Here is a 21,993-nt window from a genome sequence, read left to right on the forward strand (position 1 = left end):
CATCGGCCCATCGAATCCGCCCGCTCGTTGCCGCGCCCGCCGCGCCCGTCGTGTGCGGCGCCACGTCCCGTGCGGTGCGAAGCGGTCGTCGTTCAGCTGGCGGCGTCGGTGCCGGCCGGTGCTGTCTGTCGGGCCAGCAGACCAGAGGCCGTGACTGCCGTAGTGCGGCGGACCAGGTCGGTGAAGTCCAGGCGCATGGCTTCCAGGGTGGGGTCAGAGGCGTAGGCGGCGAGCATCGCCTCCGAAGGGCGACTGCACTGCCAGGCCGACATGGCCATGAGCAGGTTCGACTCCATGAGGGCGGCAGCGCCGTCGGGGCCGAGTTCGGGCAGGTGGCGCAAGGTGAGCTGGACCAGGGTGTGGAGTGACTGGCGGGCGGCGTGTTTGTGCCGGATGGCGGCCTCGGTGGAGATGTTCTGCTCCAGGACCGCGCCTTGGGCGCTGAACAGGTCGCACAGCACCGGACGTCTCGCCAGCGAGGAGGCCAGGACGTCGGCCAGGCGGTCTCCGCGCTGTCGGGCCATGGCCCCGTCGGACGGCTGCGCCTGCTCCAGTTCGGCGATCCAGTCCTGGATCTCGGCGTCGAGCAGTTCGAGCAGGACCGCCTCACGCGACTCGAAGTAGCGCAGCACGTTCGCCTTCGCCAGGCCGACGCGTCGGCTCAGTTCGTTCAGGCTCAGCTTGGCGACCGGCATCTCGGTCAGCATCGCCGCCGCGGTGTCGAGGATCTGGCGTCGTCGCTGGCTGCGTTGCTCGTCGGTTCGGGCGCGCTGGAAGGTCACACGGACATATTACAAACCGGCGGTACTTTGATAAGTGACCGGTGGTACGTTACCGTGGAAACGGAGACAAGATACCGGCAGTACTTAATGAGGTTCGACATGTACCAGGTCCCTGATCAGCACGGAAAGCTCGCCGTCGTGACCGGCGCGAACAGCGGCACCGGCAAGGAGGCCGCCAAACGACTCGCCGGAGCCGGAGCCCATGTCGTGCTCGCCGTGCGCACCCCCGCCAAGGGCGAGCAGGCCCGCTCCGAGATCCTCGCCGCGCACCCCACAGCCCAGGTCGAGGTCCGCCGCCTGGACCTCGCCGACCTGGCCTCGGTCCGTGAGTTCGTCGACGGCCTCCACTCCGACGGCACACCCCTCGACCTGCTGCTGAACAACGCCGGAGTGATGAACGTGCCCCAGCGCACGGAAACCGCCGATGGCTTCGAGCTCCAGCTGGGCAGCAACTTCCTCGGCCCCTTCGCCCTCACCGTCCAACTGCTGCCACTGCTGCTGGCCGCCCCCGCACCTCGGGTGGCGACGATGAGCAGCGGCACCGCCAACCGGGCCCGCATCGACTTCGACGACCTCCAGGCCACCCGCAACTACAGCCCCACCCGGGTCTACGGCCAGTCCAAGCTCGCCGACATGCTCATGATGCTGCACCTGGCCGAACTCGCCGCCGACCGCGGCTGGCCCCTGCTGTCCGCCGGCGCCCACCCCGGCTACACCCGCACCAACCTCATGACCTCCGGGCCGACCCTGAACGGCGGCCGCCCCGGCATGCTGGAATCACTCCTGTACAAGATCGTGCCGTCGCAGGGACCGGAACAGGGCACCGAACCGCTGCTGTACGCAGCCACCAGCCCCCAAGCCGTGGCCGGCGGCTACTACGGCCCCCGTTGGGCAGTGGTCGGCCCCACCACAACCACGCGGCTGCCGCGCAGCGCCCATAACAAGGACGTCGCGGCACGGCTCTGGACCAAAGCCGAGCGCCTCACCAACGTCTCCTTGCCGACCCGAGACCTGACCTGACCGGACCTGATCGGGTCGTCCCGGCACGGTTCCACGGAGGCCGGTGGGCCTTCCGCCGGTCGGACTGGGCATCCGACGAACGCTGAGCGGGCACCCCGGGGCGCTCACTACCCAGTGGCAGGCGCGCACACCACGCCGACCAGGCGATACCGCGCGGACCGTCCGCGCCGCTACCTGTACTCGCCCCAGCGCTCGCAGCCCCGACCACGCCCGGCGCGTTACGCGCCCCCGTGCCAGCATGGGTACTTGTCTCGGGTGCGCCGATGCAGCACAGGCGGGATGGGAGTGGTCGGTCATGGCACGTGCGATATGGACCGGCGTCATCACCTTCGGCATGGTCAGCGTCCCGGTCGGCCTGTTCACCGCGGTCAAGGAGCACACGATCCACTTTCACCAGCTCCAGCGCGGCACCGCCGACCGGATCCGCAACCGGCGGGTCAACGAGCGCACCGGCAAGGAGGTGACCGGCAAGAACATCGTCAAGGCATACGAGGCCGCCGACGGCGAATACATCGTCGTGGAGCCCGATGAACTGGACGAGATCGCACCGGGCCGGTCCCGGACCATCGACATCAGCGACTTCGTCGACCTCGCCGACATCGAACAGGCCTTTTTCGATCGCACCTACTACATCGGCCCGCGAGGCAAGGAGTACACCAAGGTCTACGAGCTGCTGCGGGCGGCCCTGGCCGACGCGGGCAAGGTCGGGATCGCCACGTTCGTGATGCGCGGCAAGCAGTACCTGACCGCGCTGCGCGCGCAGGAGAAGGTCCTCGTGCTCCAGACGCTCCACTGGGCCGACGAGGTCCGCGACCCCAGCAAGGAACTGCCGGACCTGCCTTCCGGCCGCTCGGCCAAGGGCAGGGGCAGGGGCAAGGAGCTGGACACCGCGGTCCAGCTCATCGACGCCCTCAGCACCTCCTGGGACCCGGCCCGCTACCGCGACACCTACCAGGACAGCGTCCGGAAACTCGTCAAGGCGAAGGCCAAGGGCAAGGAAATCGCCCACGCCGATGAGGCGCCGCAGGCCACCAACGTCATCGACCTGATGTCAGTGCTGGAGACGAGTCTCGAACAGGCCGGCAGCGCCGGCCGTACGAAGCGTGCCAGCAAGCGGAGCCAGTCCACACGCGAGACACAGTCGAAGCAGTCCGCCGCCAAGAAGTCCCCGCCGAAGCCGGAGCACGGCCGCGCCGGCAAGAGTGAACTACGGCGACTGAGCAAGTCAGAACTCTATGAACAGGCCACCGAACAGAACATCTCCGGCCGCTCCAAGATGAGCCGAGACGAACTGGTCGACGCCCTCCGCCGCGCAGGCCGCCGCCGCAAGAAGAGCGCTGCCTGAGAGCACCCGACAGAAGGCTTGGCCGTAGCCATGTCCCCTTCCAGGCTGAGTCGGCGGTACTGCGGTAGGCACTTGAACCCGAGCTGTACGAGGCCGTACCGGCCGTCCGCCGCGCGGAGGCGGAGCCGCTCACGATGTTCACTGACGCGGACGTCATCCAGACCGTCCGCCGGGGGTATCGACTGGCTATTCCTCGGGCTCCCAGGCGATCAGCTGCTCGAACACCCGCTGGTCGCCCTCGATCTCCAGGTCGCTCAGCGTGAGGCGGCCCCAGACGAAGAGGAGCAGTTGCTCGGCCGTGCCCGTGGCCGAAGCGGAGGCGGGCGCGGCGTCGTCCGTGAGGGGTGCGGGCCAGGCGCCGGTGCCGTCCAGCGCGAGGAGCCAGGAGCGGCCCTCGGTGGCGTGGTAGTGGATGGTGGCGGCCTCGTGCGGCCAGGCCGCCGGGGTGGAGTTGCAGGTGTCGAGAAACTCGGCCACGCCGTCGATCGCGATGTCCGCCAGCATCGGCTGCACGGCGCCTGCGGCGAGCTGGGCGTCGTAGGTGTGCACCAGTACCTCGTGCACCCGTCGCCGGGCAACGCCCCAGGCATTCGCCGGCGAAACGCCGGCCGCCCACCACGTCCAGCACTCGCGCTCCGGACCGGCCTCACGCAGCGCACTCAGCAGCAGTTCGTTCGACTCGGCGTACCAGGCCAGCAGCGCCTCGAGGTCGCGCGGCACCTCTGCGGCGTCCTTGGCCGGCGGCGCCTCGGCCGGGCCCGCGGCGACGATCGCGGCCCACCAGCGCTGGCCCGTACCCAGGTGCTGCACCAGATCGAACAAGGTCCACTCGGGGCAGGACGGCACCGGGGCGTCAAGGCTGGGCGCGGCGGCAACCGCACTCCGGAACGCGGCCGACCGCTCGTCGATCAGTTGCAGCAGGGCGGAAAACTCAAGACTCTTCGTCACATCGCTTAGCTATCACTCCAGCTCAGCCGACCGCACCGTATTTTCCCGGCCGTCCGCTGCGGGAGTGGGAGCACGTGATGGAAAGCCTGATCGTAGTCATATCCCGTTCCTGGCTGGCTTATTGAGTGTCTTCCAGTTGGCCACCGATCGGGTGATGGCCCGTGAAGCGCAACGAGCGAGGCCTCCCGACTGTTGATCGAGATGTCTGACGTCTCAATCACCTTGCTCGGAGGCCTCGTTGGTCATTCATCCTGCCGCATACGCTCGTGGAGCTGACGACGCTCACCGATCAGGCGATACCGACCGGTGAGCGCGAGGCGGACCCGTGGGCACCAACCCCAGTTCCTGAGCCACCAGCACGGTGGTGATCCGATCGTGGGAGCCGAGCTTGCGGTACAGGTTCTCCCGATGCTTGGTCACCGTATGCACACTGATGTTCAGCCGGCGTGCCGTGGCAACGGCGGTCAGCCCCTCGGTCAGCAAGCCCAGCACAGTCAGTTCCCGTGGCGTGATCCCGTATTCGGCTGCTCGCTGTTGAGGTGTCAGGTCCGGCACCGAGGCCGGGGCGGGCAGCGCCGCGCGGAGAGAATCCAACTCCCGCAAGTGGCAGTCGAGCCCTACGAGCAGAGGCTGGACGCGTCGTGCGAAGGCACGGTCCCGGTCATTGAAGTCATGGCCGTCACGTCCGATGACGAAAGTGCGGATGACACCGGCCGGGGCGCGCAGCGGGAGCGCGAGCTGTCGGGTGACCCCGAGGGCTTCTCGTCCGGCCTGGTAGGCAGTGCTGCGCCGCCAGGTCTCATCAGCGATGTCGTCGAGTGTCAGCGGCGAGCGGTCACCGTGTGCCGCGTACAGTCGCATGAGTGGATGGGCTCGCATATGCGTGCAGATCAACGAGTCCATACGCTCCTGGCCAAGCCAGTCCGGGGCACCTGCGAGCATCTGGCCCACGCGTGTCTCCCACTGCAGGACGGCCATGACACTCATGGTGCCGTGAAGTGACTCGACAAGTCCGTCAACGATTTGCGACCAAGGCGACGCGGAGTCCGAGCTGTTCAGCAGAGTGGTGGCAAGGTCAAGCATGTGCTCGTAGTCCCTCGCTGACAGAGTCCCCATGACTACAGCTTCCACCGCCAAGAAGATCGATTCTACTGAGTTCTTCTAATATCGCCCTTTGCCTCGTGGCGCGACTATCTCCTTGCGAGCCAATCAGGAATCACCCGCTAGTGCCTTGCGGGTGATCTCCCGAAAGGAGATTACGTTGAAAAGGCGAACGGTTTTCCGATGTCTGGCTGGGATAGCAGTGACGGCAGCGACCGCGAGCATGGCACGCGGACAGGAAACGGCCGTTGCCGCGTCCGAACTCAACAGCCCTGCTCTGCCGTACAGGGAGGGGCCGTTCGTCGAATGGCGCCCTGCCGTGCAGATCGTGGGTCAGTCCGTACTGCTGGGTCCGTCGAGGCGGCTCAGGGTGGTGCCGCCAGGCCCAGGTTCGGCTGGATGGCCGGCCTACGGTGTCTTCGACAAGCCCGCGACCTCTGAACTCCTCTGTCAGCCGGTGGGTTTCGCAACCCTCACGGGCTCGGGGCCCGCCCTGGGCGGGGCGGGGTTCAGCCAAACGGGATCCCTCGGCATCGCCCTCGCCGTCCTGCAACCACATACCCCGGGATACGCCGGCAACATCCTCTTCCGCTTCGCGGCACTACCCTCACCTGCCACGCAGTCGACAGACGTCGAGGGATTCCTCACCACGCCGAATTCGACCGTCAGCCCGCGCATTTGGCTCGATCCGGCAGAGCGACTCGCCGTGGTCGTGGACGCCAACCGTTTCGGAGGCCACGTCGCGAACCCCGGCCGCGCTCGACTGCTCGATCTTTCACGCGGTGCGCGCGTCTTGGCAGCCTTCGAATTCGACGGAAAGACGGTCTTCGCGGCGATCGCCAAGAGTGCCGCCGGTTTCGAAGCGGTCGTCACAACGAACGTCGAGAGCCGCCGAGTGAGGCTTCCTCTCTGACGGACGAACTACAGCACCGCTACAAGTGCGATCCGCACACCACGCCCCACACCACAAAGGAGGTTCAACATGAAAACAGCACTGATCCGGACCATTTTGGCAGTGGTCGCCGCAACCACGATGGCCACGGTCGTCGGTTCGAACTCCGCATCCGCCACTCCCGCAGTCAAGCCAAGCACGGCTCTCGCCGACGCGCCGGTCACCCCAGCAAGCTGGACTCCCATCGCGTCCTTCGCCACGCGGCGCGAGTGCGAGGCAGCCAGGAGCCAGGTTCCTTATCCGAGCTTCTGCGTAGGCGCGATCACGGGCGGCTACGTTCTGTGGGCCGACATCTGAGTCGCAGTCGTCCTCCGAGGGCCGGATCTCATCCGGCCCTCGGGTTTGTGCTGCCGACAGAACCTGGACCGGCGGAGCGGACAGGTATCCACGGCCTGCTGCGGAAGTGCTCGGCGGATGCCCGGTCACGCCTCCCTCCCCGACGATGGGACAGCACCGGCATCGACCGCCACGGCCATCGAGACCAGGTGATACACTGATCAATCCGGCCTGGGCCGCGTTCAGGAACGGCCCTGTACACGGCGTGGCTCGGCTACGGCACGGGCACCGGTCGAGTGCGGCGTCGCACGCTTGAAGTCCTGGCGGAACTTCCGCAGGTCTCGGTGCAGTCCGAACCTCATGACGTCGATCGCGAAAGCCGTCCTCACCCAGGAGCTGCAACGCTGAAGAAGCTCATTGAACGAGTCATGGGGAAGAGGAACGGTCATCTATGGATGGTGCCGAAGGACCTGTGGGGGTGGATCGAGCCGTTGCTGGCGCCTGAAGCACGCGGCTCATGTACGCGGCGTCCTGATGAGATCCCTCGGTGACCTCAGCTCTCACCACCTCTATGATCACGGCCGGGGGTGGGACGTTGAAGCTGCGATGGGGACGATTTGCGAGGGCCGCCGTTCTCGCAACGATAGTGATATCGACGTGCGGGTGCAGCACTGCGGTGCCAGTCGCCAAGGAGGCCGATCTGACACCCGGCACGACAGCCACACCGCAGATCACGAAGGCAGCGCCGCCGACCGGGCCAGGCGTGCCGGAGGAGTCGGCGCGAATCACCGCGGAGGACGGCAAGCTGCTCGAACGGTTCCGTGAGAACGAGCTGCCCCGTGGCTACGAAGAGCCGTCTGTGGACGTCCTCGCGGTGATCCACCGCGAGGCCGACGGCGTCGGCCACCTGGGCTGGATGCCGGATGAGCAGACGTACTGCTCCGCTTCAGTCCGCCCCAGGACCTTCTCCACCAGGTGTGAGCCGCTCCCTGCCCGGCACGCCCCACACATCGCGGCCGGCCCGCTCCTCGACGGCACCGGCATCGGGGAGGAGTACAGCTACGGGTTCGCACTCGTCCTCGACGGGCAGGGTCGATTCTCCTTCACCGGCCCCAGCCGAGGCTTCGGACCGGTGCAGCAGGCCACACTCGTCTTTCCCTCGGGTAGGACTGCCACCCTCCTCGTCTACGAGGTCGTCGGCCAGAACCTCGACGACGCCGAGATCTGCGACGAAGGGCGCGCTCACTGCTTCAAGGCGACGGCCATGATGCAGGACCCGGACACTCCTTGACCGCGCATAGCCGTGTCCGCTCCTACCGAGAGATCCTTTACGCGACAGCCTCCAAGGTCGTCCCGCAACCCGTCGCGGCCTGAAAGACGTTGATCCGCCAGGGGAAACGAACCACAGGGTCCTGCTAAGGTGCGCCGATGTCAGCGATCAAGAAGTTCCAAGTCACCTTTGACTGCGCAGAACCCGAGCGTCTGGCTCGCTTCTGGTGCGAGGTGTTGGGGTACGTCGTACCGCCGCCACCGGAAGGGTTTGCTACTTGGGACGACTTCCATCGTTCGCAGCCGGCTGAGCAGCGCGATTCATGGTTCGCCTGCGTGGACCCCTCGGGAGTGGGTCCGCGGCTGTACTTCCAGCGCGTCCCCGAGGGCAAGGCCGCAAAGAACCGGGTGCATCTTGATGTGCGGGTCGGCACCGGACTCGTAGGCGAAGAGCGCCTCGCCGCGCTAGAGGCCGAGTGCGCGCGACTGGTCCCGCTCGGCGCCGTACACGTGCGGACGCTGTACGACGGCGAAGATGCGTGCATCCCGATGCTCGACATCGAAGGCAATGAGTTCTGTATCGACTGAGCTTGCTCGGACAGTCTCCTAAGTTTCGACGGGATCGGCAGGTAGTGCTGTTCACGTCAGAGGAGGGGCATGAGCGTTACTTGGGCGGCGACGGCACTTGAATCAGGCCGGTTCTCGGCCCTGGAGAGAAGTTCCACCGTCAGCGAGTTGACGGCTCACTTCAACGAACTACGCTCCCGCGGCAGAGGCCACCTCGAAGTCCGTCTGACAGACCGTGAGTTTCCTTGGCTTGCCATGGGCTTCCAAGGAAATCAGGCCGTCATCCATCTGTTCGATGAGGCTGGTGGGTCCGCACTGCTCGCAGGAGACGACTCCAGCGCGGTGGATGCCATCGTCGACGTCCCGGTCATGGACGACCTGGCTTCGTTCAGTGGTGACTTCGTCCTGAATGTCGATCGCGCCTGGGCCCTCATGCTTGCCTTCATACAGACAAGGACGCATGACGGACTGGGCGAGTGGTGTGAGCTATAGCCGCACTCGGTTGAGTATCGGTACTCAGGCCCCTGGCCAACCATCAGGGAAGGCTGTAGGCGTGAGCACCTCCCGTCCAGAACCACGTCCTGTTATTCCGCAACTGTCTGCAGTGGCCGTGATCGGTGCGGTTCTGGCCGCCGGTGCCGCGTACTTCGTGGCCTGGGTCAAGCGGCAGAGCGACCAGGCATGCAGTCAGACGGACGGCCTCTGCTGGACCTGGTGGGAGTGGGCGGCCGTACCTCTCACCTTTACAACTGCCCTGATCACCCTGACCATCGCCTACAAGCGGCTGGACATCAAGCCGCTGCTCGTGGTCGTCCCACTGACGATTCTTCTGGCGCCGCTCCCTGTACTCGCCTCGCAAGGGACTGGCGGCTGGTGGGCTGCCGCCATCACGGGTGGGGCTTGGTCGTGCTCCGTCGCGCTGATCGCTCGGCGCCGCTATCGGAGCCTGGGGGTCGCAGCTTCAGCCACGCTCCTGCTTGCGTCCCTCGTCGTTCTCTACCACTGAGATCGTGGGGGGCACCCCTCTTCACTCCCCGCGAGTTTCGCCCACTCACGCCACCTTGATAGCTGTCACTGTTTGGACAGACTGTCCCCATGGCCGATCAGATCACGCAACAGCTTCTCGACCGCTTCGTCAGTGCCCTTCAGCCGGCCGTGCCGCTGATCGCAGCATGGGCACACGGGTCGTTGGCCGGCGGCGACTACCAGCCGGGGCGTAGCGACCTCGATCTCATCGCCGTTCTCGGCCGACCGTGCACGGCAGCGGAGGAACAGCAACTCGGTGAGGTGCACGAGTCCCTGGGCAGGGTCTTCCCGCTCGCGTCGAAGCTGCACTGCAGTTATCCGGCAGTGACCCAACTAGATGATCCCGAACGCTCCCACCTCACATGGGCTCACGAGGAGTTGATGCGTCGACCGATCACACCCGTGACCCGGCGGGAACTGCACGGCTTCGGACTCGTCCTGTACGGCCGGACACCCGCGGACCTCCTTCCACCGGTGACCGGCAGGCAGCTCGTGGATTTCATCGTCCGGGACCTGCAGACCTTTTGGCGGCCGGCCTTGGACCATCCGGAGCGGTGGACGCGCGACATCTGGGTCGACCTCGGCTTACTGACGATGGCCAGAGCAGCCGCGACCTTGCAGGAAGGCAAACTGATCACCAAGGCCGAAGCTCTCGACGCACTCGCTCGCATGGGAGCCCCTATGGACGTCGTGGACGACATAAGGCAGCGCCGCTATGGCACCCCCGGTCCTGCCAACGAACAGTGGATCAATCGACGGGCGGAACTGACACTCGCCTTTCTCAGGCCCTCGATCGACAAGGTTGTCACTTCCGCTCTGTCGGACTGACGGCGCGGGATGCGACTCGAAGTGCCTTTGCTAAGGCCGCCACATCACCCGCTTCATCTTCACCGACCGACTGCGCACCGCGAGCGACGCCTGCCCGATGCCGCAGCTGCAAGCTTGGTGAAGACCTTCTGTAGGTCGTACTGCACGGTGCGGGCACTGATGAACAAGCGCGTGCCGATCTCAGGGTTGGACAGCCCGTCCCGCGACATGTGTGCAATCTGGGCTTCCTGGGCGGTCAGCTCCTCGTGCCGCCCTGCGGCGCCACGGGCGCCGACTGTGCCGCCGGCGGCCCGTAGTTCGCGGCCTGCCCGTTCTGCGAGCCTCGTCATGCCGTTCTTCCGCCCTCCGTGCTGGCCGAGGCCTTCCGGGACGGACACGGCGAGCGCGCCGCCGTCGTCCTTCACGGCACCGCCTTCTGTCTCCTGGCCGTTCTGTTCAACCTCATCTGGGGTGCGTGTGCCGTGGCCGACGGCTTCTCGCCCCGACCATCGATCCGGCAGGGGTCGCTCGCGGCGATCACTCGGCGCTTCCGGTTCGCCGTAGCCTGGCTCGCTACGGGGACCGCCCTCGGCGTCCTGCTCCCCCGTCGCGGGAACGGCCTTGATCGCCGCCTTCATCGCCTTCTACTGCCCTCCGATCACGGGCGAGCTCGCCGGTGCGGGACGTCGGCACCGACTCAACCATCGGAACCGCGCGTGCGCGGAGGCACCGCCGACGCCGAGTTCGGTGTAACCGCGTGAGAGCAGCCGCGTTCTGCCATGTGCATGCCCCGGCCCGTCGGCACCGGCGCGAGGCACGGCCCCGGCAACGCCGGGAGGCGACCACCCGCTCCAGCGTGCTTTTGAGGCGCCTGAGCCCGTTCTCGAACAGGTTCGTACAGATCGCCCAGCAACTCGGTCACCCGCGACGGAAGACCTTGCCGCGCTCCGGCAGACCTACGCCCCCACCGTCGGCACACACCAGACCAGGGTCGTCCCGACACTCCCGGGACATGTGGCCTGTTATGGGCCGCTGGCCCTCGGCCACAGAGCCGCGGGGCGGGTCGCCGACGGGGCCGCCGTCGCTCATGCTGGAAGGAGAGTCGCACGGCTCTTCGAGTTCACGTCCGCGGAGGTGAGCCGATAACTCTGCCCTTCGACATGGGCCGGAATCCCTGCCGGATCGGTCCCCCTCCCCCGTATGAGCCGATCACCGCCGAGTGCGGCGAACTTTTGGAGTGGTTGAACCGTCGCCTTGAGTCTGCCTCGCTGTCGTGGACCGGGTGATGCCGCAGCACGCGCCGTATCGGGCGCTGCTGCCCGTCTGAGCGAGGGCCTGGCGCAGGTCGGCCGATGGCAGATCCGCAGAAGGGAGGAAGTCATCATGAAGGTCGGTGTGCTGACCGGCGGCGGCGACTGCCCCGGCCTCAACGCCGTGATCCGCAGTGTCGTCCGCAAGGGTGTCCAGGAGTACGGCTTCGACTTCGTCGGCCTCCGGGACGGCTGGCTCGGGGCGCTGCAGGGCAAGGTCGTGCCCTTGGACATCTCCAGCGTGCGGGGCATCCTCCCGCGCGGCGGGACCATCCTCGGTTCCTCCCGCACCAATCCGTTCAAACACGAGGACGGAGTGCGGCGCATCCGGGACACCCTTGCCACGCATGAGGTGGACGCTCTCGTCGTCATCGGCGGCGAGGACACGCTAGGGGTGGCCACCGAGTTGAGCCGTCAGGGGGTCGATCTGGTCGGCGTGCCGAAAACCATCGACAACGACGTGTCCGGCACCGACTACACCTTCGGCTTCGACACAGCCGTAGGCATCGCGACGGAGGCCATCGACCGCCTCCACACCACCGCGGAGTCGCACATGCGCACCCTGGTGGTGGAGGTGATGGGGCGGCACTCGGGATGGATCGCCCTGCACGCCGGCGTTGCGGGCGGCGCCAACGTGATCCTGATCCCGGAGCGGCCGTTCGACATCGATCAGGTCTGTGCGTGGGTGAAGGGCCGGTTCAAGATCCATTACGCGCCGATCGTCGTCGCCGCCGAGGGAGCGGTCCCGCTGGAGGGGCAGATGGTTCTCAAGGACCGGACGCTGGACGAGTTCGGTCACGTGCGGCTCTCAGGTATCGGCGAATGGCTCGCCCAGGAGATCGAGGAACGCACGGGGACGGATGCCCGTACGACCGTTCTCGGACACGTCCAGCGCGGTGGCACTCCGAGCGCCTTCGACCGTTGGCTGGCCACGCGCTTCGGGCTGCACGCCGTCGACGCGGTCAAGGATGGCGACTACGGCAAGATGGTGGCCCTGCGCGGCACGCAGATCATCCGTATCCCTCTCGACGGCACCAGGGAGAAGACCAAGCTGGTGGATCCGTCGCTGTACGACGAGTTCGAGGTGTTCTTCGGCTGACCACTCCGCCGTCAGCCTTCAGGGGGAACGACTGTCAGCCTCCATGGGGCACGACCGCCACGGGACAGCGGACGTGGTGCAGCACGGCGTGGGTCACCGGTCCCAGCCGGCCCTCGGCCGCCCGCGGGTCGGCGCGGCGGCCCACGACCAACAGCTCCGCTGCTCTGGATGTGTTCAGGAGCGCTTGCGCGGGGTGGAGCAGCACGACATCGGTCCGTGTGGTCACCTCGGGATACTCGGCCTGCCGGGCGCGCAGGGCGTCGGACAGTTGCAGGACCTCCTGGTCCTCCCAGGTGGCCCGGTCCTCCTCGGTCACGAACGGCTTCTGGGGAGAGACCGCCTCGGCGGGGAGGGCCCAAGCCTGGACCCCCGCAGTCGCGCCCCGCGCGCCTGAGCCGCTGAGAACGCGAATTCCACCACCTCCTCGACCGGACGGTGCGCGTCGAACCCGACCACCACCTGGGCCGCATCGCCTGCCGCCCGGGACGCGCCTCCGAAGCCCTCGACCGGGCGTTCGGGCACGACCACAACGGGGCAATCGGCGGCCGCTGAGACACGAAGCGCCACTGAACCGACCGCGAGTCCGTCGAAGCCGCCCGAGCCCCGTGCTCCGACCACGACAAGACCGGCGTCCCGTGCCGCGGCGAGGAGGGCGATGGCCGGGGCGTCTTCCGCTTGCTCGCCTCCCACTTCGAGGTCCGGGTGGCGGGCGCCGAGTTCGGCGAGCGCCCGATGGACAATGTGCTCACCCAAGTGATGCAGCGTTTCCGTGGCCGGGGCCGGGACGGCACCTCCCGGAAGCGGTGGCAGGGCGCGCACGAGAAGCAGTGGAACGCCGCGCAGCAGTGCCTCCCGCGCGGCCCAGTCGGCCGCGGCCAGGCTGCGTTCGGATCCGTCGATACCCGCCACCACAGGGTGAGTCATCGCGTCCTCCTCGGCCCGCCGTGCGCCTCCGCGGGCGCGGCACGTCCCGCGACTCCTTCGCCCCTTTCCCACTGTTCCACGGCAGGTCCCGACGGTCCCGGCGAAAGGCCGCCCGGCCCGCTCCGGTGCGCGCCGCGTCGGCCGACGCCGACCGAACCTGCGCAAGCCGGGGTGCCAGGTCGACCGTGACCGTCGCGCCGTTCAACCTGCGCTCGACAGTGCGGCCGACGACCCGCTCACATCAGTTCACTATTCCATGAATTCAGGGATTACTGTACTGTCCTGCCATGCTGACCGTTGCCTCCGACGTCGAGGTGCTCGCCCGGTTCGGTCGTGCGCTCGCCGATCCGATCCGCTGCCGCATCCTGCTCGCTCTGCGCGACGCCCCCGCCTACCCGGCCGATCTCGCCGACAGGCTCGAGATTTCACGGACCCGGCTGTCGAACCACCTGGCATGCCTGCGTGACTGCGGTCTCGTCATCACCGTGCCCGACGGCCGCCGCACCCGCTATGAGCTGGCCGACCCCCGTCTGGGCCACGCCCTGGACGACCTGCGCTCGGCCGTAGTCGCGGTCGAGACCGACCGGACCTGCCCGGACGCGGAGACGAAGGACTGCTGCTGATGACCACAGGGATACCCCTCGCCCTCGGCCCCAGCCCGGCCCGGCGCGAGGCACTGGCCCGCCGTATACGCCTGCTGGTCGCCGCGACCATCGCCTACAACGTCATCGAGGCCGTCGTCGCCATCACCGCAGGGAGACTGGCCTCCTCGGCCGCGCTGATCGGCTTCGGCCTGGACTCGGTCATCGAGGTCTCCTCGGCCGCCGCGGTGGCCTGGCAGTTCTCCGCCCGCGAGCAGGCCGTGCGCGATTCCCGCGAGCGGACGGCCCTGCGGTTCATCGCCATCTCCTTCTTCGTACTCGCCGTCTACGTCACCTTCGACGCCGTCCGTGCCCTGACCGGAACCGGTGAAGCCGAACGTTCCCTCCCTGGCATCGTGCTGGCCGCCCTGTCACTCGCCGTGATGCCGTTCCTGTCCGCCGCCCAGCGCCGCGCCGGCCGCGAACTCGGATCCGCCTCCGCGGTCGCGGACTCCAAGCAGACCCTGCTGTGCACGTACCTCTCCGCCGTACTGCTGGTCGGACTGGTGCTGAACGCCACCCTCGGCTGGTCCTGGGCCGACCCGATCGCCGCCCTCGCCATCGCCGGCATCGCCGTCAAGGAAGGACGCGACGCCTGGCTCGGTAAGGGCTGCTGCGCCACCCCGGCCACCCCAGCCACCCCGAGGGTGCCCTCGCCCGGCCGGGAAAGCGGCGTCGGATGCGACTGCCGACCGGGGTGCGACTGCTGCGACTGAATCCGCGCTGCGCCTCACATGGGGGACGAATCCAGCCGCGAGGCGTACTCGGGCCGCTCGGCAGGACGCCCGATTCCCGCCGCGTCCACGAGCGTCTCGTCCCGCTGCGCGGGGGTCTCACGGTCGGCGCAGTACCGCTGCAGCAATGCATCCGCTGCGAGCAGAGCTTCCTGGGCGTTACGGGACGAGGTCATCACACAGAGCGTGTATGTAGCGTCTTCCAGAGCACGGCTCGTACTACCCGTGGGGCGTACGTCGTGATCGATGCGCGCGGAAGCGAACCGGGCCAGCGCGGCACGCAGTTCCTTCTCAGCCGGAAGGATCATGGCGATTCCTCTTTCCCGAAGCACAGCTCGTCCCCGACAGGTGCGACCGCGAGGAGGGCTGCAAGCACAATTCCCAACGTCGCTGCTTTCTGCCGAACAACGACGAGCAGAGCTCCAAGTGCCCCAAGTTGACGGGTCTACGCCTGCAGGCGGCAGTGCTCAGCGGTGCGTGCGGGTGAAGGGGAGCCACCCTCGGCCGCCCGCGCAGGACGCGCGGCGCCGCCTCAAGGGTGCCGCGCCAAGTCAGGCGCGGTCGGGCGCCGGCCCGAAATCCCGGTGACCAGTTCGATGCACACGTCACGGAGTTTGATGTTGCGGTGCTGGGAGAGTGAACGCAAAATCCCGAACGCCTCCTCAGCTGTGCAGCGGCGTTGCCCCATCAGCACCCCGATGGCCTGGTCGATGACGCTACGGGACTGCATGGCCGCCTTCATCTGTCCGGCGAATTCCTCCGCCTCGATGATGCGCTGCGCCAGGGCTATTCCTCCCGTGGCCTGTGCCGCCAGTGATCGCAAGGCGGCGAGATCGGTATGCGTGAAGGCGCCGGACGGCCCGGCATACAGGTTGAGTGCCCCGGCCGTACGGCTGTGCGCAGCCCCGATCGGCAAAGACACAGAGGAGCGGATCCCGCAGGCCGCCGCGTAGGCGGGATAGTCGCCCCAGCGGGTCTCGTCCAGCATGTCCTCGACATGGACTTCCTCGCCGTTGCGGGCCGACTGCAGACAGGGGCCGTCGTCCTGGCCATACTGCTTCTCATCGAGTTCCGGCGCCGCACGACCGGCGCTGGCCACCGTCAAGGGGCGTTCCTCGCGTTCCAGGGTCACCCCCGCGCCCTCGGCGTGGGACACCTCCAGCGCGGCATCGGCCAGGGTCTGCAGGAATTCTTCCAGCGTCCTGGTTTCCAGCAGCCACTGTGTGATGGGAGGGCTGCCGCCCCAGGCATATCCAGCACTCATCGCGTGTTCCTTCGCAGGGCACAGGCCCCAGATCTCGGCAACATGTCGTGCCACTGGGGCGACGGAGCTCCAGATCCGAGGGAACATCTCCAGCGAAGCCAACACCTGACGCCGAGAAAGCGACGGCGCGGTACGGCCCATCACTGCCACCCTACGCCCGGCCACGCCACGCAGACCGCAACGATCCGGAATGCTTACAGGAGCGGCCGAGCACCTCGTTCGACGTCGGCGCCTGGGCATGCCTGACACCCACCCGGTAGAGCCTTCACCTCAACGCCGCCGTTGTTTCCAAGTCACCGTCCGACCGACTGTGCCGCGCCGGTCGATACCACGGGCGAATTGAGGACAGGCGCCCCGCTCTCCGAGTACTCGTGCGTAGCGCACGAGCGCAGAGTTGCGTGACGTGACCGCAAGAGGGTCTCGCGTCGTTCGGTCGACAGGTGGGTTCAGGGGGGTGTGAGTTTGTCGAGTTGGGCGACGAGGTCAGGGTGGGTCTTGGTCAGGTGGGGGCGCGTGGCGCTGAGGGGGCGGATGAGTTCGGTGGGGTCGTCGTGGGCGAGGGCCGCGCGCAGTTGGCTGAGCGGGAAGCGGGCGTCGGTGGGCAGGTCGGTGAGTGCGGTGATCCGGCCGGCGATGCCACGCAGGTCGGCGGCGTGGCGACGGGCCCAGGAAGCGGTGGTGCGTTCGGCGGCGCGGCGCTCACGGGTGGCCTGGACCCGCTGCTCGCCGGTGGTTCCGGCGGGGCCCGGGCGGTTGCGCAGGTAGCGGCGTTCGGCGGCCTGACGACTGGCGACACCGAGGGGGTGGGCGAGATCGGCCCAGCTGGCACCAGCCTGGCGGGCGGTTTCAATGAGGCCGGATTCCCATCCGGCGAGCTGCTCGCGCACGTGCCGCAGCAGGAGAAGCGAGGCCAGGGCCTGTTCCGAGCCGACGTCGTCGGCCTCGGCAGCGCCGGGGGCGTCCTGACGCGCGGCATGCAAGGCGTCGTCTATGGCCTGCAGGGCTGCCGCGGCGGCGAGAAAGGACGCCGGGCTCTGGCTCTCGGCGCTGGACGACGCCGGTTGGTCAGCAAAGGTCATGAGCACCTGCCTCTCGTTGTCATCGCTTGGACGACACAGTGTTTGTCATCCATTGGATGACATGCTACAACGGTTCCAGTGAGGCGCATTGGCAGCCACTGCCCAAACCTTCTGGAGGTGTTTCACGATGTTGATGCGCACTGACCCCTTCCGTGAGCTCGACCGACTGGCGCAGCAGCTGATGGGCCCGGGTACCTGGTCACGGCCGTCCCCGATGCCGATGGACGCCTACCGCCAGGGCGACATGTACGTGGTCGCCCTCGACCTCCCCGGCGTCAGCGCGGACGCGATCGACATCGACGTCGAGCGGAACATGCTGACCGTCAAGGCCGAGCGCCGGCCGGCGGCGAAGGCCGACGACGTACAGATGGAGCTCTCGGAAAGGCCGCTCGGAGTCTTCTCCCGCCAGATCGTGCTCGCCGACACTCTGGACACCGAGCACATCCAGGCCGACTACGACGCAGGCGTGCTCACCCTGCGCATCCCGATCGCCGAGCGCGCCAAGCCTCGCAAGATCGCCATCGGCGTCGGATCCGGCCGCCAGGAGATCTCCGGCTGAGCCGCACGGAGGAGAGCAGAACGGCGGCGGAGGACGGGCATCCGATCTCCCCCTCACCCGTCCTCCCCGCGCCGTGACCCGAGGAAGACCGGCGGTCACCACGCCTGCGTACTGACCCGCGGTCACCACGCATGCGTACTGAACCGCCGCCACCGGTGCTGCTCGTACGCGCCAAGGCTGCTGGGCCAGGAGCCGAACAGGCTACGGCCGGGGCACCATTCCCGGCGGCGGCCCGCCTCGGGCACCGTCGACGGCACCTTCGGCAAGATCCTCTTCAAGCTGATCCCGCTCCAGCAGACTGCCGGCCGCCCTCCCCCGTCGGGCGTCCCCCGGCCCACTCGACCACACCCACTCGCGGCCACACCCCCGGCCGCCACAACCCTGGTGACAGAAAGGCAATCACCGCAGTGATGTCCGACCAGAGCGCACCGCTTCCGCAGCAGCCCTGCGACAGGGCGTACGAACAGATGCTGGAGCAGGTCCGCTACGACGGCGCCTATCCAACCCGCGAGGAGGCCGAGAAGGCCGTCCGCCTCGTCCTCTCGGGACTTGGACGCCAGCTGACCGGCGACGAACGCGTCGAACTGGCCGCCTGTCTCCCCCACGAAGCCGCCCGCATCCTCAGCTCGCAAATCCCCGAGAACCAGCGGCTGACCGGCTGGGCCTTCGTCAAGGACCTCGCCGGCCGCACCGGCGCCTCCCTCGCCACCACTCGCTGGCACACCGGATCTGTCTTCTCCGCCGTGGCGGCCTACGCCGGCCCCGACCTCCTGACCCGCATCCTCCGGCAACTCCCCTCCGGATACGCGCTCCTGTTCGGCCGCGCCGAACTCACCTCCGCCGCGTAGACAGCCGGCGGCACAAGGAGCCCGAGAACCTGAGACGCGGACACGGATGACACTCATCAAGTCCCGATCCGACAGGCCGACGCTGCCCCACGGGCCGCACGCCGCTGACGTGGGCGCGCGGCCGTGGTGCTGGTCGTACGGCGAGGAAACCCATGGCGCTGCTCGTTCGTGATCGCCAGTATCTGAATCGTGCATGAGCAATCGAAGTGGGCGACCGACAAGTTGACCGCGCTGCGCCTGGGGCGCCGTCTGGTCGCCGAGGTTTCGGCCTCGCGACCCGATCGGCGGGCCTTCGTGGACATCACTCCCGATCGCGACCCGCGTGATGCTCAGGCAGCACGGGAGGGCTGGGTACGTGGTGCCGGGTCACGTAACTTCCGCCTGGAGCACTGGGAGTACGACGCCAGTCGGATCGACGGCTTCGACTACGACATCGGAGCTGTGCTGGTGCGCGCTGCCTCGGCAGCGGGTGAGTCGGCGCTGGAGGGCGTGATCACCCTCTGGGGGCTGCGGCCGGACTGCTTCGGCTACGCGTGGGAAAGCGATGATCCCAGGTAGAGCGAGGTACCCCCGGTACCTCGCAGGCCCGGCCCCATGACTGTCACCGCTCCGGCGCGCACGACGCGTTCAGCGCCACGCTCCGGACTGGCGCCGTGTGACGACCGCACTGAGTGTGCGTACGCCCCGTGTCGAGCCCGGGTCGATACCCGTGAGTTCGCGGACCCGGCGCAGACGGTAGTCCAGAGTACGGGTGTGGACGTTGAGCGCCGTCGCCGTGGCACCGCGGTGCATGTCGTGGCGGTAGTACGCGTCAAGGGTGGCGAGGAGATCGGGGCCCTTCTCCAGGCGACGGGCCACCGAGTGGAGCCAGTCGTCGAGGAACGGCACGTCTGATATGGCGAGTTCGACGAACACATCCGCCAAGGTGTGTGGCCGGAGCCGGGCGGACGCCCGCTGCAGCGGGGCTGCCCGGCTGACCCGTCGGGCGCGCTCCAGGGCTTCGGCCAGCTCCGGCAGCGCCGCGATGGACGTGCCGACCGCGCAAGGGCGGCTGAGGGCGTGCCCGAAGTCCCGTACAAGTGCGGGTAGGTGGCCAGGGATGAGGTCGGGTAAGAGGTCGGGAACCACTGGCGGCGGAGCGTTTTCCGCCGCCTTGGCATTGTTGAACAGAGGAAGCAGCGCGATCAGCTCACCGCTTCCGTCGCCACCTTCCGGTCCCCACATGACCGGGGACTGGTGGCTTTTGGCCAGTGCTCCGATCTCGTTCTCCAGGAATCGATCGACGTCGGGCCGGCCTGGAAGCCGGAATACCGTCACCGCGTACCGATAGGGAAGTTCCATGTCGACGGATTCAGCGAGCTCTGCCGAGATCGGATCTGCGTTCACCAGTGACCGGGCCAGCAGGGCGACCTGTTCGGAATACGGAATTCGGCGGCGCAGTACGCGCACGAACCCCTGACGGTAGGCACTGATGCCGCGTTCGCCCTGCGGGGCGAACCAGGTCATCATCCGCATGATTTCGTCGACACCTCCCCCGCGCTGGGCCTCGGTGGCCTCGTTGATCTCACGCAGCATGAGGGCGGTGTGCACGCGCAGGACCCGCTGCCGCGCGTCGAGCGACAGCCCGGCGCCTGCCCGCAGCTCCCCCATGGACGCGATGTATCCGAGATCGGCATGAGTCAACTCGTCGTTGTCCGGCGACAGTTCGACGGTACGACGCCGGAACCACATCGAGTGTTCCAGCGTCTCGGCCCGCGCCCGGGGGTCCTTGTCCAGGAACCCGAACTCGGGGATGTCTCGCGTGTATGTCTCGACCTCACGGCGGGCGTTGGTCGACGCCTGCCGGGCCAGCTCGGCGAAGAGGCTCCCCATGAACGCGAGCATGCCATTGGGGTCGAATGCCTGACAGAGGGGATCCGGACGGCGTTCATCACTTCACGCAAAGGGCGTTAAGCACGCCGACAGCCCATTTGTCACTGTGCGCAAAATTCCCGGATCAGGGCGTTCTCGTCAACCCTTCGACTTGTGGAGGAGCTGTGAAGCGGCCTTAATGAGAACCGCATACCCGCCCGCAAGAACATCGCCACCGGAGTCATTCCCGCGCAACGCCGACATGACTCCGGTAATCAGTGCGGGCGGTGTAGGGGGATTCTCAGCCAGGCGCCTCGAATGGCGCTCACCCAAACGGGAGGGAAACTTCGATGAAAGCAGGCACGCGCAAGAGAATCATGGCGGCGGTCGCGGTCGTGACCACGTCGACGGCGCTCATGCTGGGCACGCCGGGCACCGGCTCGGCCGCCCCCGCCGCCACACCCAGCCTGCGCGCGTTCGGGATCAGCGGCGACGGCACCCTGATGGCCACATTCACCACGGACCGGCCGCAAGTCCTCGACTGGGTCAGGGTCGTCACCGGCCTCAGCGGCGACACGGGCCTGATCGGGATCGACTTCCGTGTGCAGGACGGCCTGATGTACGGCGTCGGCAACAAGGGCGGCATCTACACGATCAAGACCCCGCCGGCCACCACGGACGTCGTGGTCACCAAGGTGTCCCAGCTCCAGTACGCACTCAACGGAGCGAACTTCGGCGTCGACTTCAACCCCGCGGCCGACCGCCTGCGCGTGATCAGCGACAACGGCCAGAACCTGCGACACAACCTCAACGACCACAGCACGATCCAGGACCTGAACCTGACCACCCCGCCCACCGAGGGCACCACCAAGGGAGTCTCCGCAGCCGCCTACACGAACAACGATCTCAACGCGGCCACGGCAACCACGCTGGTCGACATCAACACGACCACCGACCAGGTCGTCCTCCAGTCCCCGGCGAACAACGGCACCCTCGCCCCGACAGGCAGCCTCGGCATCGACGCCGGGATCAACGCCGGCATGGACATCTACAGCACTCTGTCCGGCGGGAAGACGGTCGACAACGCCGCCTTCGCCTCCCTCACTCCGTATGGCGCCAGCACACCCTCGCTGTACAGCATCAACGTCTTCACCGGCCAGGCCACCTCCATCGGCCAGTTCCCGCTGAACATCACGGACCTGGCCATCTCCCTCACCGGGTCCTGATCTCCGGCCGTCGGCAGGTTCGCCGCGACCCGGCCACCGCCGGACCGCGGCGAACCTGCGCCACCGCGGACGGAACTGTCCAGACCTCCCCGGACAGTGAGCTTCTGCCACCTGCCGGAGGCTGACGTCAAACCACAGGCGATGAGCCGCCGCTCTCCCCGCTGGCCAGGCGCGCTACACGAGCGCGTGCCCGCGAGGTACCACCGCCCAACAGCTCCCGAGACACCGACCGGTCGTCAACGCGGCCTTGAAGACCGCGTCAGTGGGTTGCGACCATCCCCGCATGGACTCGCGTGTCATCGGAATACCCGATGTGGACGGCACCGAGCACGCGGCCGCCGTGATCGATGTGACGTGGGCATTCA

General features: G+C 67.6%; 25 protein-coding genes and 2 pseudogenes. 17 read left to right on the top strand and 10 right to left on the bottom strand.

The features are described from left to right. Positions 1–92: 92 nt before the first annotated feature. On the bottom strand, positions 93–782 hold the full coding sequence (locus ACGFW6_RS06445; protein WP_393505321.1) for a TetR family transcriptional regulator: 690 nt from the start codon (positions 780–782) through the stop codon (positions 93–95). 99 nt (positions 783–881) lie between these two features. Between ACGFW6_RS06445 and ACGFW6_RS06450 the strand changes: the two genes are divergently transcribed. Continuing rightward, complete coding sequence (locus ACGFW6_RS06450) at positions 882–1,802, top strand: SDR family oxidoreductase (RefSeq protein WP_393505323.1); 921 nt, start codon at positions 882–884, stop codon at positions 1,800–1,802. A 295-nt stretch (positions 1,803–2,097) separates the two neighbouring features. Further along, complete coding sequence (locus ACGFW6_RS06455; protein WP_393505325.1) at positions 2,098–3,147, top strand: Ku protein; 1,050 nt, start codon at positions 2,098–2,100, stop codon at positions 3,145–3,147. Between the two features lie 186 nt (positions 3,148–3,333). Here the strand turns inward: ACGFW6_RS06455 and ACGFW6_RS06460 are convergent, their stop codons facing one another. Next, on the bottom strand, positions 3,334–4,095 hold the full coding sequence (locus tag ACGFW6_RS06460; protein WP_393505327.1) for a maleylpyruvate isomerase family mycothiol-dependent enzyme: 762 nt from the start codon (positions 4,093–4,095) through the stop codon (positions 3,334–3,336). A 282-nt stretch (positions 4,096–4,377) separates the two neighbouring features. Further along, on the bottom strand, positions 4,378–5,073 hold the full coding sequence (locus tag ACGFW6_RS06465; protein ID WP_393505329.1) for a response regulator transcription factor: 696 nt from the start codon (positions 5,071–5,073) through the stop codon (positions 4,378–4,380). 346 nt (positions 5,074–5,419) lie between these two features. On the opposite strand from ACGFW6_RS06465, the gene ACGFW6_RS06470 reads away from it, so the two are divergent. From ACGFW6_RS06470 to ACGFW6_RS06505, 8 genes and pseudogenes are all read left to right on the top strand, one after another. Further along, positions 5,420–6,109 carry a hypothetical protein gene (locus ACGFW6_RS06470; protein WP_393505331.1) on the top strand — a complete coding sequence of 230 codons (690 nt, stop codon included), beginning with the start codon at positions 5,420–5,422 and terminating at the stop codon, positions 6,107–6,109. Between the two features lie 69 nt (positions 6,110–6,178). Next, positions 6,179–6,445, top strand: a complete 267-nt coding sequence (locus ACGFW6_RS06475; protein ID WP_393505333.1) for a hypothetical protein — start codon at positions 6,179–6,181, stop codon at positions 6,443–6,445. A gap of 252 nt (positions 6,446–6,697) precedes the next feature. Next, positions 6,698–6,832: pseudogene (locus ACGFW6_RS06480) on the top strand (IS5/IS1182 family transposase); the annotation flags it as partial. A gap of 139 nt (positions 6,833–6,971) precedes the next feature. Further along, complete coding sequence (locus ACGFW6_RS06485) at positions 6,972–7,715, top strand: hypothetical protein (RefSeq protein WP_393505335.1); 744 nt, start codon at positions 6,972–6,974, stop codon at positions 7,713–7,715. A 137-nt stretch (positions 7,716–7,852) separates the two neighbouring features. Next, positions 7,853–8,281: a VOC family protein gene (locus tag ACGFW6_RS06490; protein WP_393505337.1), complete on the top strand. Its 429-nt coding sequence runs from the start codon at positions 7,853–7,855 to the stop codon at positions 8,279–8,281. A 69-nt stretch (positions 8,282–8,350) separates the two neighbouring features. Then, positions 8,351–8,752, top strand: a complete 402-nt coding sequence (locus ACGFW6_RS06495) for a hypothetical protein (protein WP_393505339.1) — start codon at positions 8,351–8,353, stop codon at positions 8,750–8,752. Between the two features lie 61 nt (positions 8,753–8,813). Continuing rightward, positions 8,814–9,266 carry a hypothetical protein gene (locus ACGFW6_RS06500; protein ID WP_393505341.1) on the top strand — a complete coding sequence of 151 codons (453 nt, stop codon included), beginning with the start codon at positions 8,814–8,816 and terminating at the stop codon, positions 9,264–9,266. Positions 9,267–9,355: 89 nt separating this feature from the next. Next, entirely contained in the window at positions 9,356–10,114 is a 759-nt protein-coding gene (locus ACGFW6_RS06505; protein ID WP_393505342.1) for a nucleotidyltransferase, read from the top strand. Between the two features lie 59 nt (positions 10,115–10,173). On the opposite strand, the gene ACGFW6_RS06510 is transcribed toward ACGFW6_RS06505, so the two are convergent. Further along, a complete protein-coding gene (locus ACGFW6_RS06510; protein WP_393505344.1) occupies positions 10,174–10,731 on the bottom strand; it encodes a LuxR C-terminal-related transcriptional regulator in 558 nt (185 codons plus the stop codon). A 745-nt stretch (positions 10,732–11,476) separates the two neighbouring features. On the opposite strand from ACGFW6_RS06510, the gene ACGFW6_RS06515 reads away from it, so the two are divergent. Further along, on the top strand, positions 11,477–12,502 hold the full coding sequence (locus tag ACGFW6_RS06515) for a 6-phosphofructokinase (protein WP_393505346.1): 1,026 nt from the start codon (positions 11,477–11,479) through the stop codon (positions 12,500–12,502). Between the two features lie 34 nt (positions 12,503–12,536). Here the strand turns inward: ACGFW6_RS06515 and ACGFW6_RS06520 are convergent, their stop codons facing one another. Beyond that, positions 12,537–12,818 (bottom strand): universal stress protein, encoded by a 282-nt coding sequence (locus ACGFW6_RS06520; protein WP_393505347.1) that lies wholly within the window; start codon positions 12,816–12,818, stop codon positions 12,537–12,539. Next, positions 12,815–13,426 carry a universal stress protein gene (locus ACGFW6_RS06525; protein WP_393505348.1) on the bottom strand — a complete coding sequence of 204 codons (612 nt, stop codon included), beginning with the start codon at positions 13,424–13,426 and terminating at the stop codon, positions 12,815–12,817. The genes ACGFW6_RS06520 and ACGFW6_RS06525 overlap by 4 nt, the downstream gene beginning before the upstream one ends. Before the next feature lie 287 nt (positions 13,427–13,713). Between ACGFW6_RS06525 and ACGFW6_RS06530 the strand changes: the two genes are divergently transcribed. Together ACGFW6_RS06530 and ACGFW6_RS06535 are read left to right on the top strand one after the other, a co-directional pair. Then, a complete protein-coding gene (locus tag ACGFW6_RS06530; RefSeq protein ID WP_393505350.1) occupies positions 13,714–14,049 on the top strand; it encodes an ArsR/SmtB family transcription factor in 336 nt (111 codons plus the stop codon). Next, the gene (locus tag ACGFW6_RS06535; protein ID WP_393505352.1) at positions 14,049–14,783 is read left to right on the top strand and encodes a cation transporter; all 735 of its coding nucleotides are present in this window, start codon (positions 14,049–14,051) and stop codon (positions 14,781–14,783) included. Before ACGFW6_RS06530 ends, ACGFW6_RS06535 begins: the two co-directional genes overlap by 1 nt. Before the next feature lie 89 nt (positions 14,784–14,872). Here ACGFW6_RS06535 and ACGFW6_RS06540 read toward each other — a convergent pair. From ACGFW6_RS06540 to ACGFW6_RS06550, 3 genes and pseudogenes are all read right to left on the bottom strand, one after another. Continuing rightward, a pseudogene (locus ACGFW6_RS06540) lies at positions 14,873–15,109 on the bottom strand (DUF5133 domain-containing protein); the annotation flags it as partial. 224 nt (positions 15,110–15,333) lie between these two features. Further along, complete coding sequence (locus ACGFW6_RS06545; protein WP_393505354.1) at positions 15,334–16,065, bottom strand: GAF and ANTAR domain-containing protein; 732 nt, start codon at positions 16,063–16,065, stop codon at positions 15,334–15,336. Between the two features lie 446 nt (positions 16,066–16,511). Next, the gene (locus ACGFW6_RS06550) at positions 16,512–17,144 is read right to left on the bottom strand and encodes a type III effector protein (RefSeq protein WP_393505356.1); all 633 of its coding nucleotides are present in this window, start codon (positions 17,142–17,144) and stop codon (positions 16,512–16,514) included. Positions 17,145–17,271: 127 nt separating this feature from the next. Between ACGFW6_RS06550 and ACGFW6_RS06555 the strand changes: the two genes are divergently transcribed. The 3 genes from ACGFW6_RS06555 to ACGFW6_RS06565 all read left to right on the top strand — a co-directional run bounded on the left by ACGFW6_RS06555 (position 17,272) and on the right by ACGFW6_RS06565 (position 19,109). Beyond that, positions 17,272–17,703 carry an Hsp20/alpha crystallin family protein gene (locus tag ACGFW6_RS06555; RefSeq protein ID WP_393505358.1) on the top strand — a complete coding sequence of 144 codons (432 nt, stop codon included), beginning with the start codon at positions 17,272–17,274 and terminating at the stop codon, positions 17,701–17,703. 410 nt (positions 17,704–18,113) lie between these two features. Next, the gene (locus tag ACGFW6_RS06560) at positions 18,114–18,551 is read left to right on the top strand and encodes a DUF2267 domain-containing protein (protein ID WP_393505360.1); all 438 of its coding nucleotides are present in this window, start codon (positions 18,114–18,116) and stop codon (positions 18,549–18,551) included. 189 nt (positions 18,552–18,740) lie between these two features. After that, positions 18,741–19,109, top strand: a complete 369-nt coding sequence (locus ACGFW6_RS06565) for a hypothetical protein (protein ID WP_393505362.1) — start codon at positions 18,741–18,743, stop codon at positions 19,107–19,109. A 69-nt stretch (positions 19,110–19,178) separates the two neighbouring features. Here ACGFW6_RS06565 and ACGFW6_RS06570 read toward each other — a convergent pair whose 3' ends face one another. Continuing rightward, positions 19,179–20,423 carry a PucR family transcriptional regulator gene (locus ACGFW6_RS06570; RefSeq protein ID WP_393506926.1) on the bottom strand — a complete coding sequence of 415 codons (1,245 nt, stop codon included), beginning with the start codon at positions 20,421–20,423 and terminating at the stop codon, positions 19,179–19,181. 356 nt (positions 20,424–20,779) lie between these two features. Here ACGFW6_RS06570 and ACGFW6_RS06575 point away from each other — a divergent pair, with 356 nt between their 5' ends. After that, positions 20,780–21,628, top strand: a complete 849-nt coding sequence (locus ACGFW6_RS06575; RefSeq protein WP_393506928.1) for a DUF4394 domain-containing protein — start codon at positions 20,780–20,782, stop codon at positions 21,626–21,628. The last annotated feature ends 365 nt before the right edge of the window (positions 21,629–21,993 follow it).

The sequence above is a fragment of the Streptomyces sp. Y7 genome, from assembly GCF_043195415.1.
In the GTDB taxonomy this organism is placed as follows: domain Bacteria; phylum Actinomycetota; class Actinomycetes; order Streptomycetales; family Streptomycetaceae; genus Streptomyces.

What these genes read in the sequence shown, in the direction of transcription:
- ACGFW6_RS06450 (WP_393505323.1), top strand. Translation starts at nt 882, where the DNA reads ATGTACCAGGTCCCTGATCAGCACGGAAAGCTCGCCGTCGTGACCGGC.
- ACGFW6_RS06455 (WP_393505325.1), top strand. Translation starts at nt 2,098, where the DNA reads ATGGCACGTGCGATATGGACCGGCGTCATCACCTTCGGCATGGTCAGC.
- ACGFW6_RS06465 (WP_393505329.1), bottom strand. Translation starts at nt 5,073, where the DNA reads ATGGCCGTCCTGCAGTGGGAGACACGCGTGGGCCAGATGCTCGCAGGT.
- ACGFW6_RS06470 (WP_393505331.1), top strand. Translation starts at nt 5,420, where the DNA reads ATGGCACGCGGACAGGAAACGGCCGTTGCCGCGTCCGAACTCAACAGC.
- ACGFW6_RS06475 (WP_393505333.1), top strand. Translation starts at nt 6,179, where the DNA reads ATGAAAACAGCACTGATCCGGACCATTTTGGCAGTGGTCGCCGCAACC.
- ACGFW6_RS06490 (WP_393505337.1), top strand. Translation starts at nt 7,853, where the DNA reads ATGTCAGCGATCAAGAAGTTCCAAGTCACCTTTGACTGCGCAGAACCC.
- ACGFW6_RS06495 (WP_393505339.1), top strand. Translation starts at nt 8,351, where the DNA reads ATGAGCGTTACTTGGGCGGCGACGGCACTTGAATCAGGCCGGTTCTCG.
- ACGFW6_RS06505 (WP_393505342.1), top strand. Translation starts at nt 9,356, where the DNA reads ATGGCCGATCAGATCACGCAACAGCTTCTCGACCGCTTCGTCAGTGCC.
- ACGFW6_RS06510 (WP_393505344.1), bottom strand. Translation starts at nt 10,731, where the DNA reads ATGAAGGCGGCGATCAAGGCCGTTCCCGCGACGGGGGAGCAGGACGCC.
- ACGFW6_RS06515 (WP_393505346.1), top strand. Translation starts at nt 11,477, where the DNA reads ATGAAGGTCGGTGTGCTGACCGGCGGCGGCGACTGCCCCGGCCTCAAC.
- ACGFW6_RS06525 (WP_393505348.1), bottom strand. Translation starts at nt 13,426, where the DNA reads ATGACTCACCCTGTGGTGGCGGGTATCGACGGATCCGAACGCAGCCTG.
- ACGFW6_RS06530 (WP_393505350.1), top strand. Translation starts at nt 13,714, where the DNA reads ATGCTGACCGTTGCCTCCGACGTCGAGGTGCTCGCCCGGTTCGGTCGT.
- ACGFW6_RS06535 (WP_393505352.1), top strand. Translation starts at nt 14,049, where the DNA reads ATGACCACAGGGATACCCCTCGCCCTCGGCCCCAGCCCGGCCCGGCGC.
- ACGFW6_RS06545 (WP_393505354.1), bottom strand. Translation starts at nt 16,065, where the DNA reads ATGAGTGCTGGATATGCCTGGGGCGGCAGCCCTCCCATCACACAGTGG.
- ACGFW6_RS06550 (WP_393505356.1), bottom strand. Translation starts at nt 17,144, where the DNA reads ATGACCTTTGCTGACCAACCGGCGTCGTCCAGCGCCGAGAGCCAGAGC.
- ACGFW6_RS06555 (WP_393505358.1), top strand. Translation starts at nt 17,272, where the DNA reads ATGTTGATGCGCACTGACCCCTTCCGTGAGCTCGACCGACTGGCGCAG.
- ACGFW6_RS06560 (WP_393505360.1), top strand. Translation starts at nt 18,114, where the DNA reads ATGTCCGACCAGAGCGCACCGCTTCCGCAGCAGCCCTGCGACAGGGCG.
- ACGFW6_RS06570 (WP_393506926.1), bottom strand. Translation starts at nt 20,423, where the DNA reads ATGGGGAGCCTCTTCGCCGAGCTGGCCCGGCAGGCGTCGACCAACGCC.
- ACGFW6_RS06575 (WP_393506928.1), top strand. Translation starts at nt 20,780, where the DNA reads ATGGCGGCGGTCGCGGTCGTGACCACGTCGACGGCGCTCATGCTGGGC.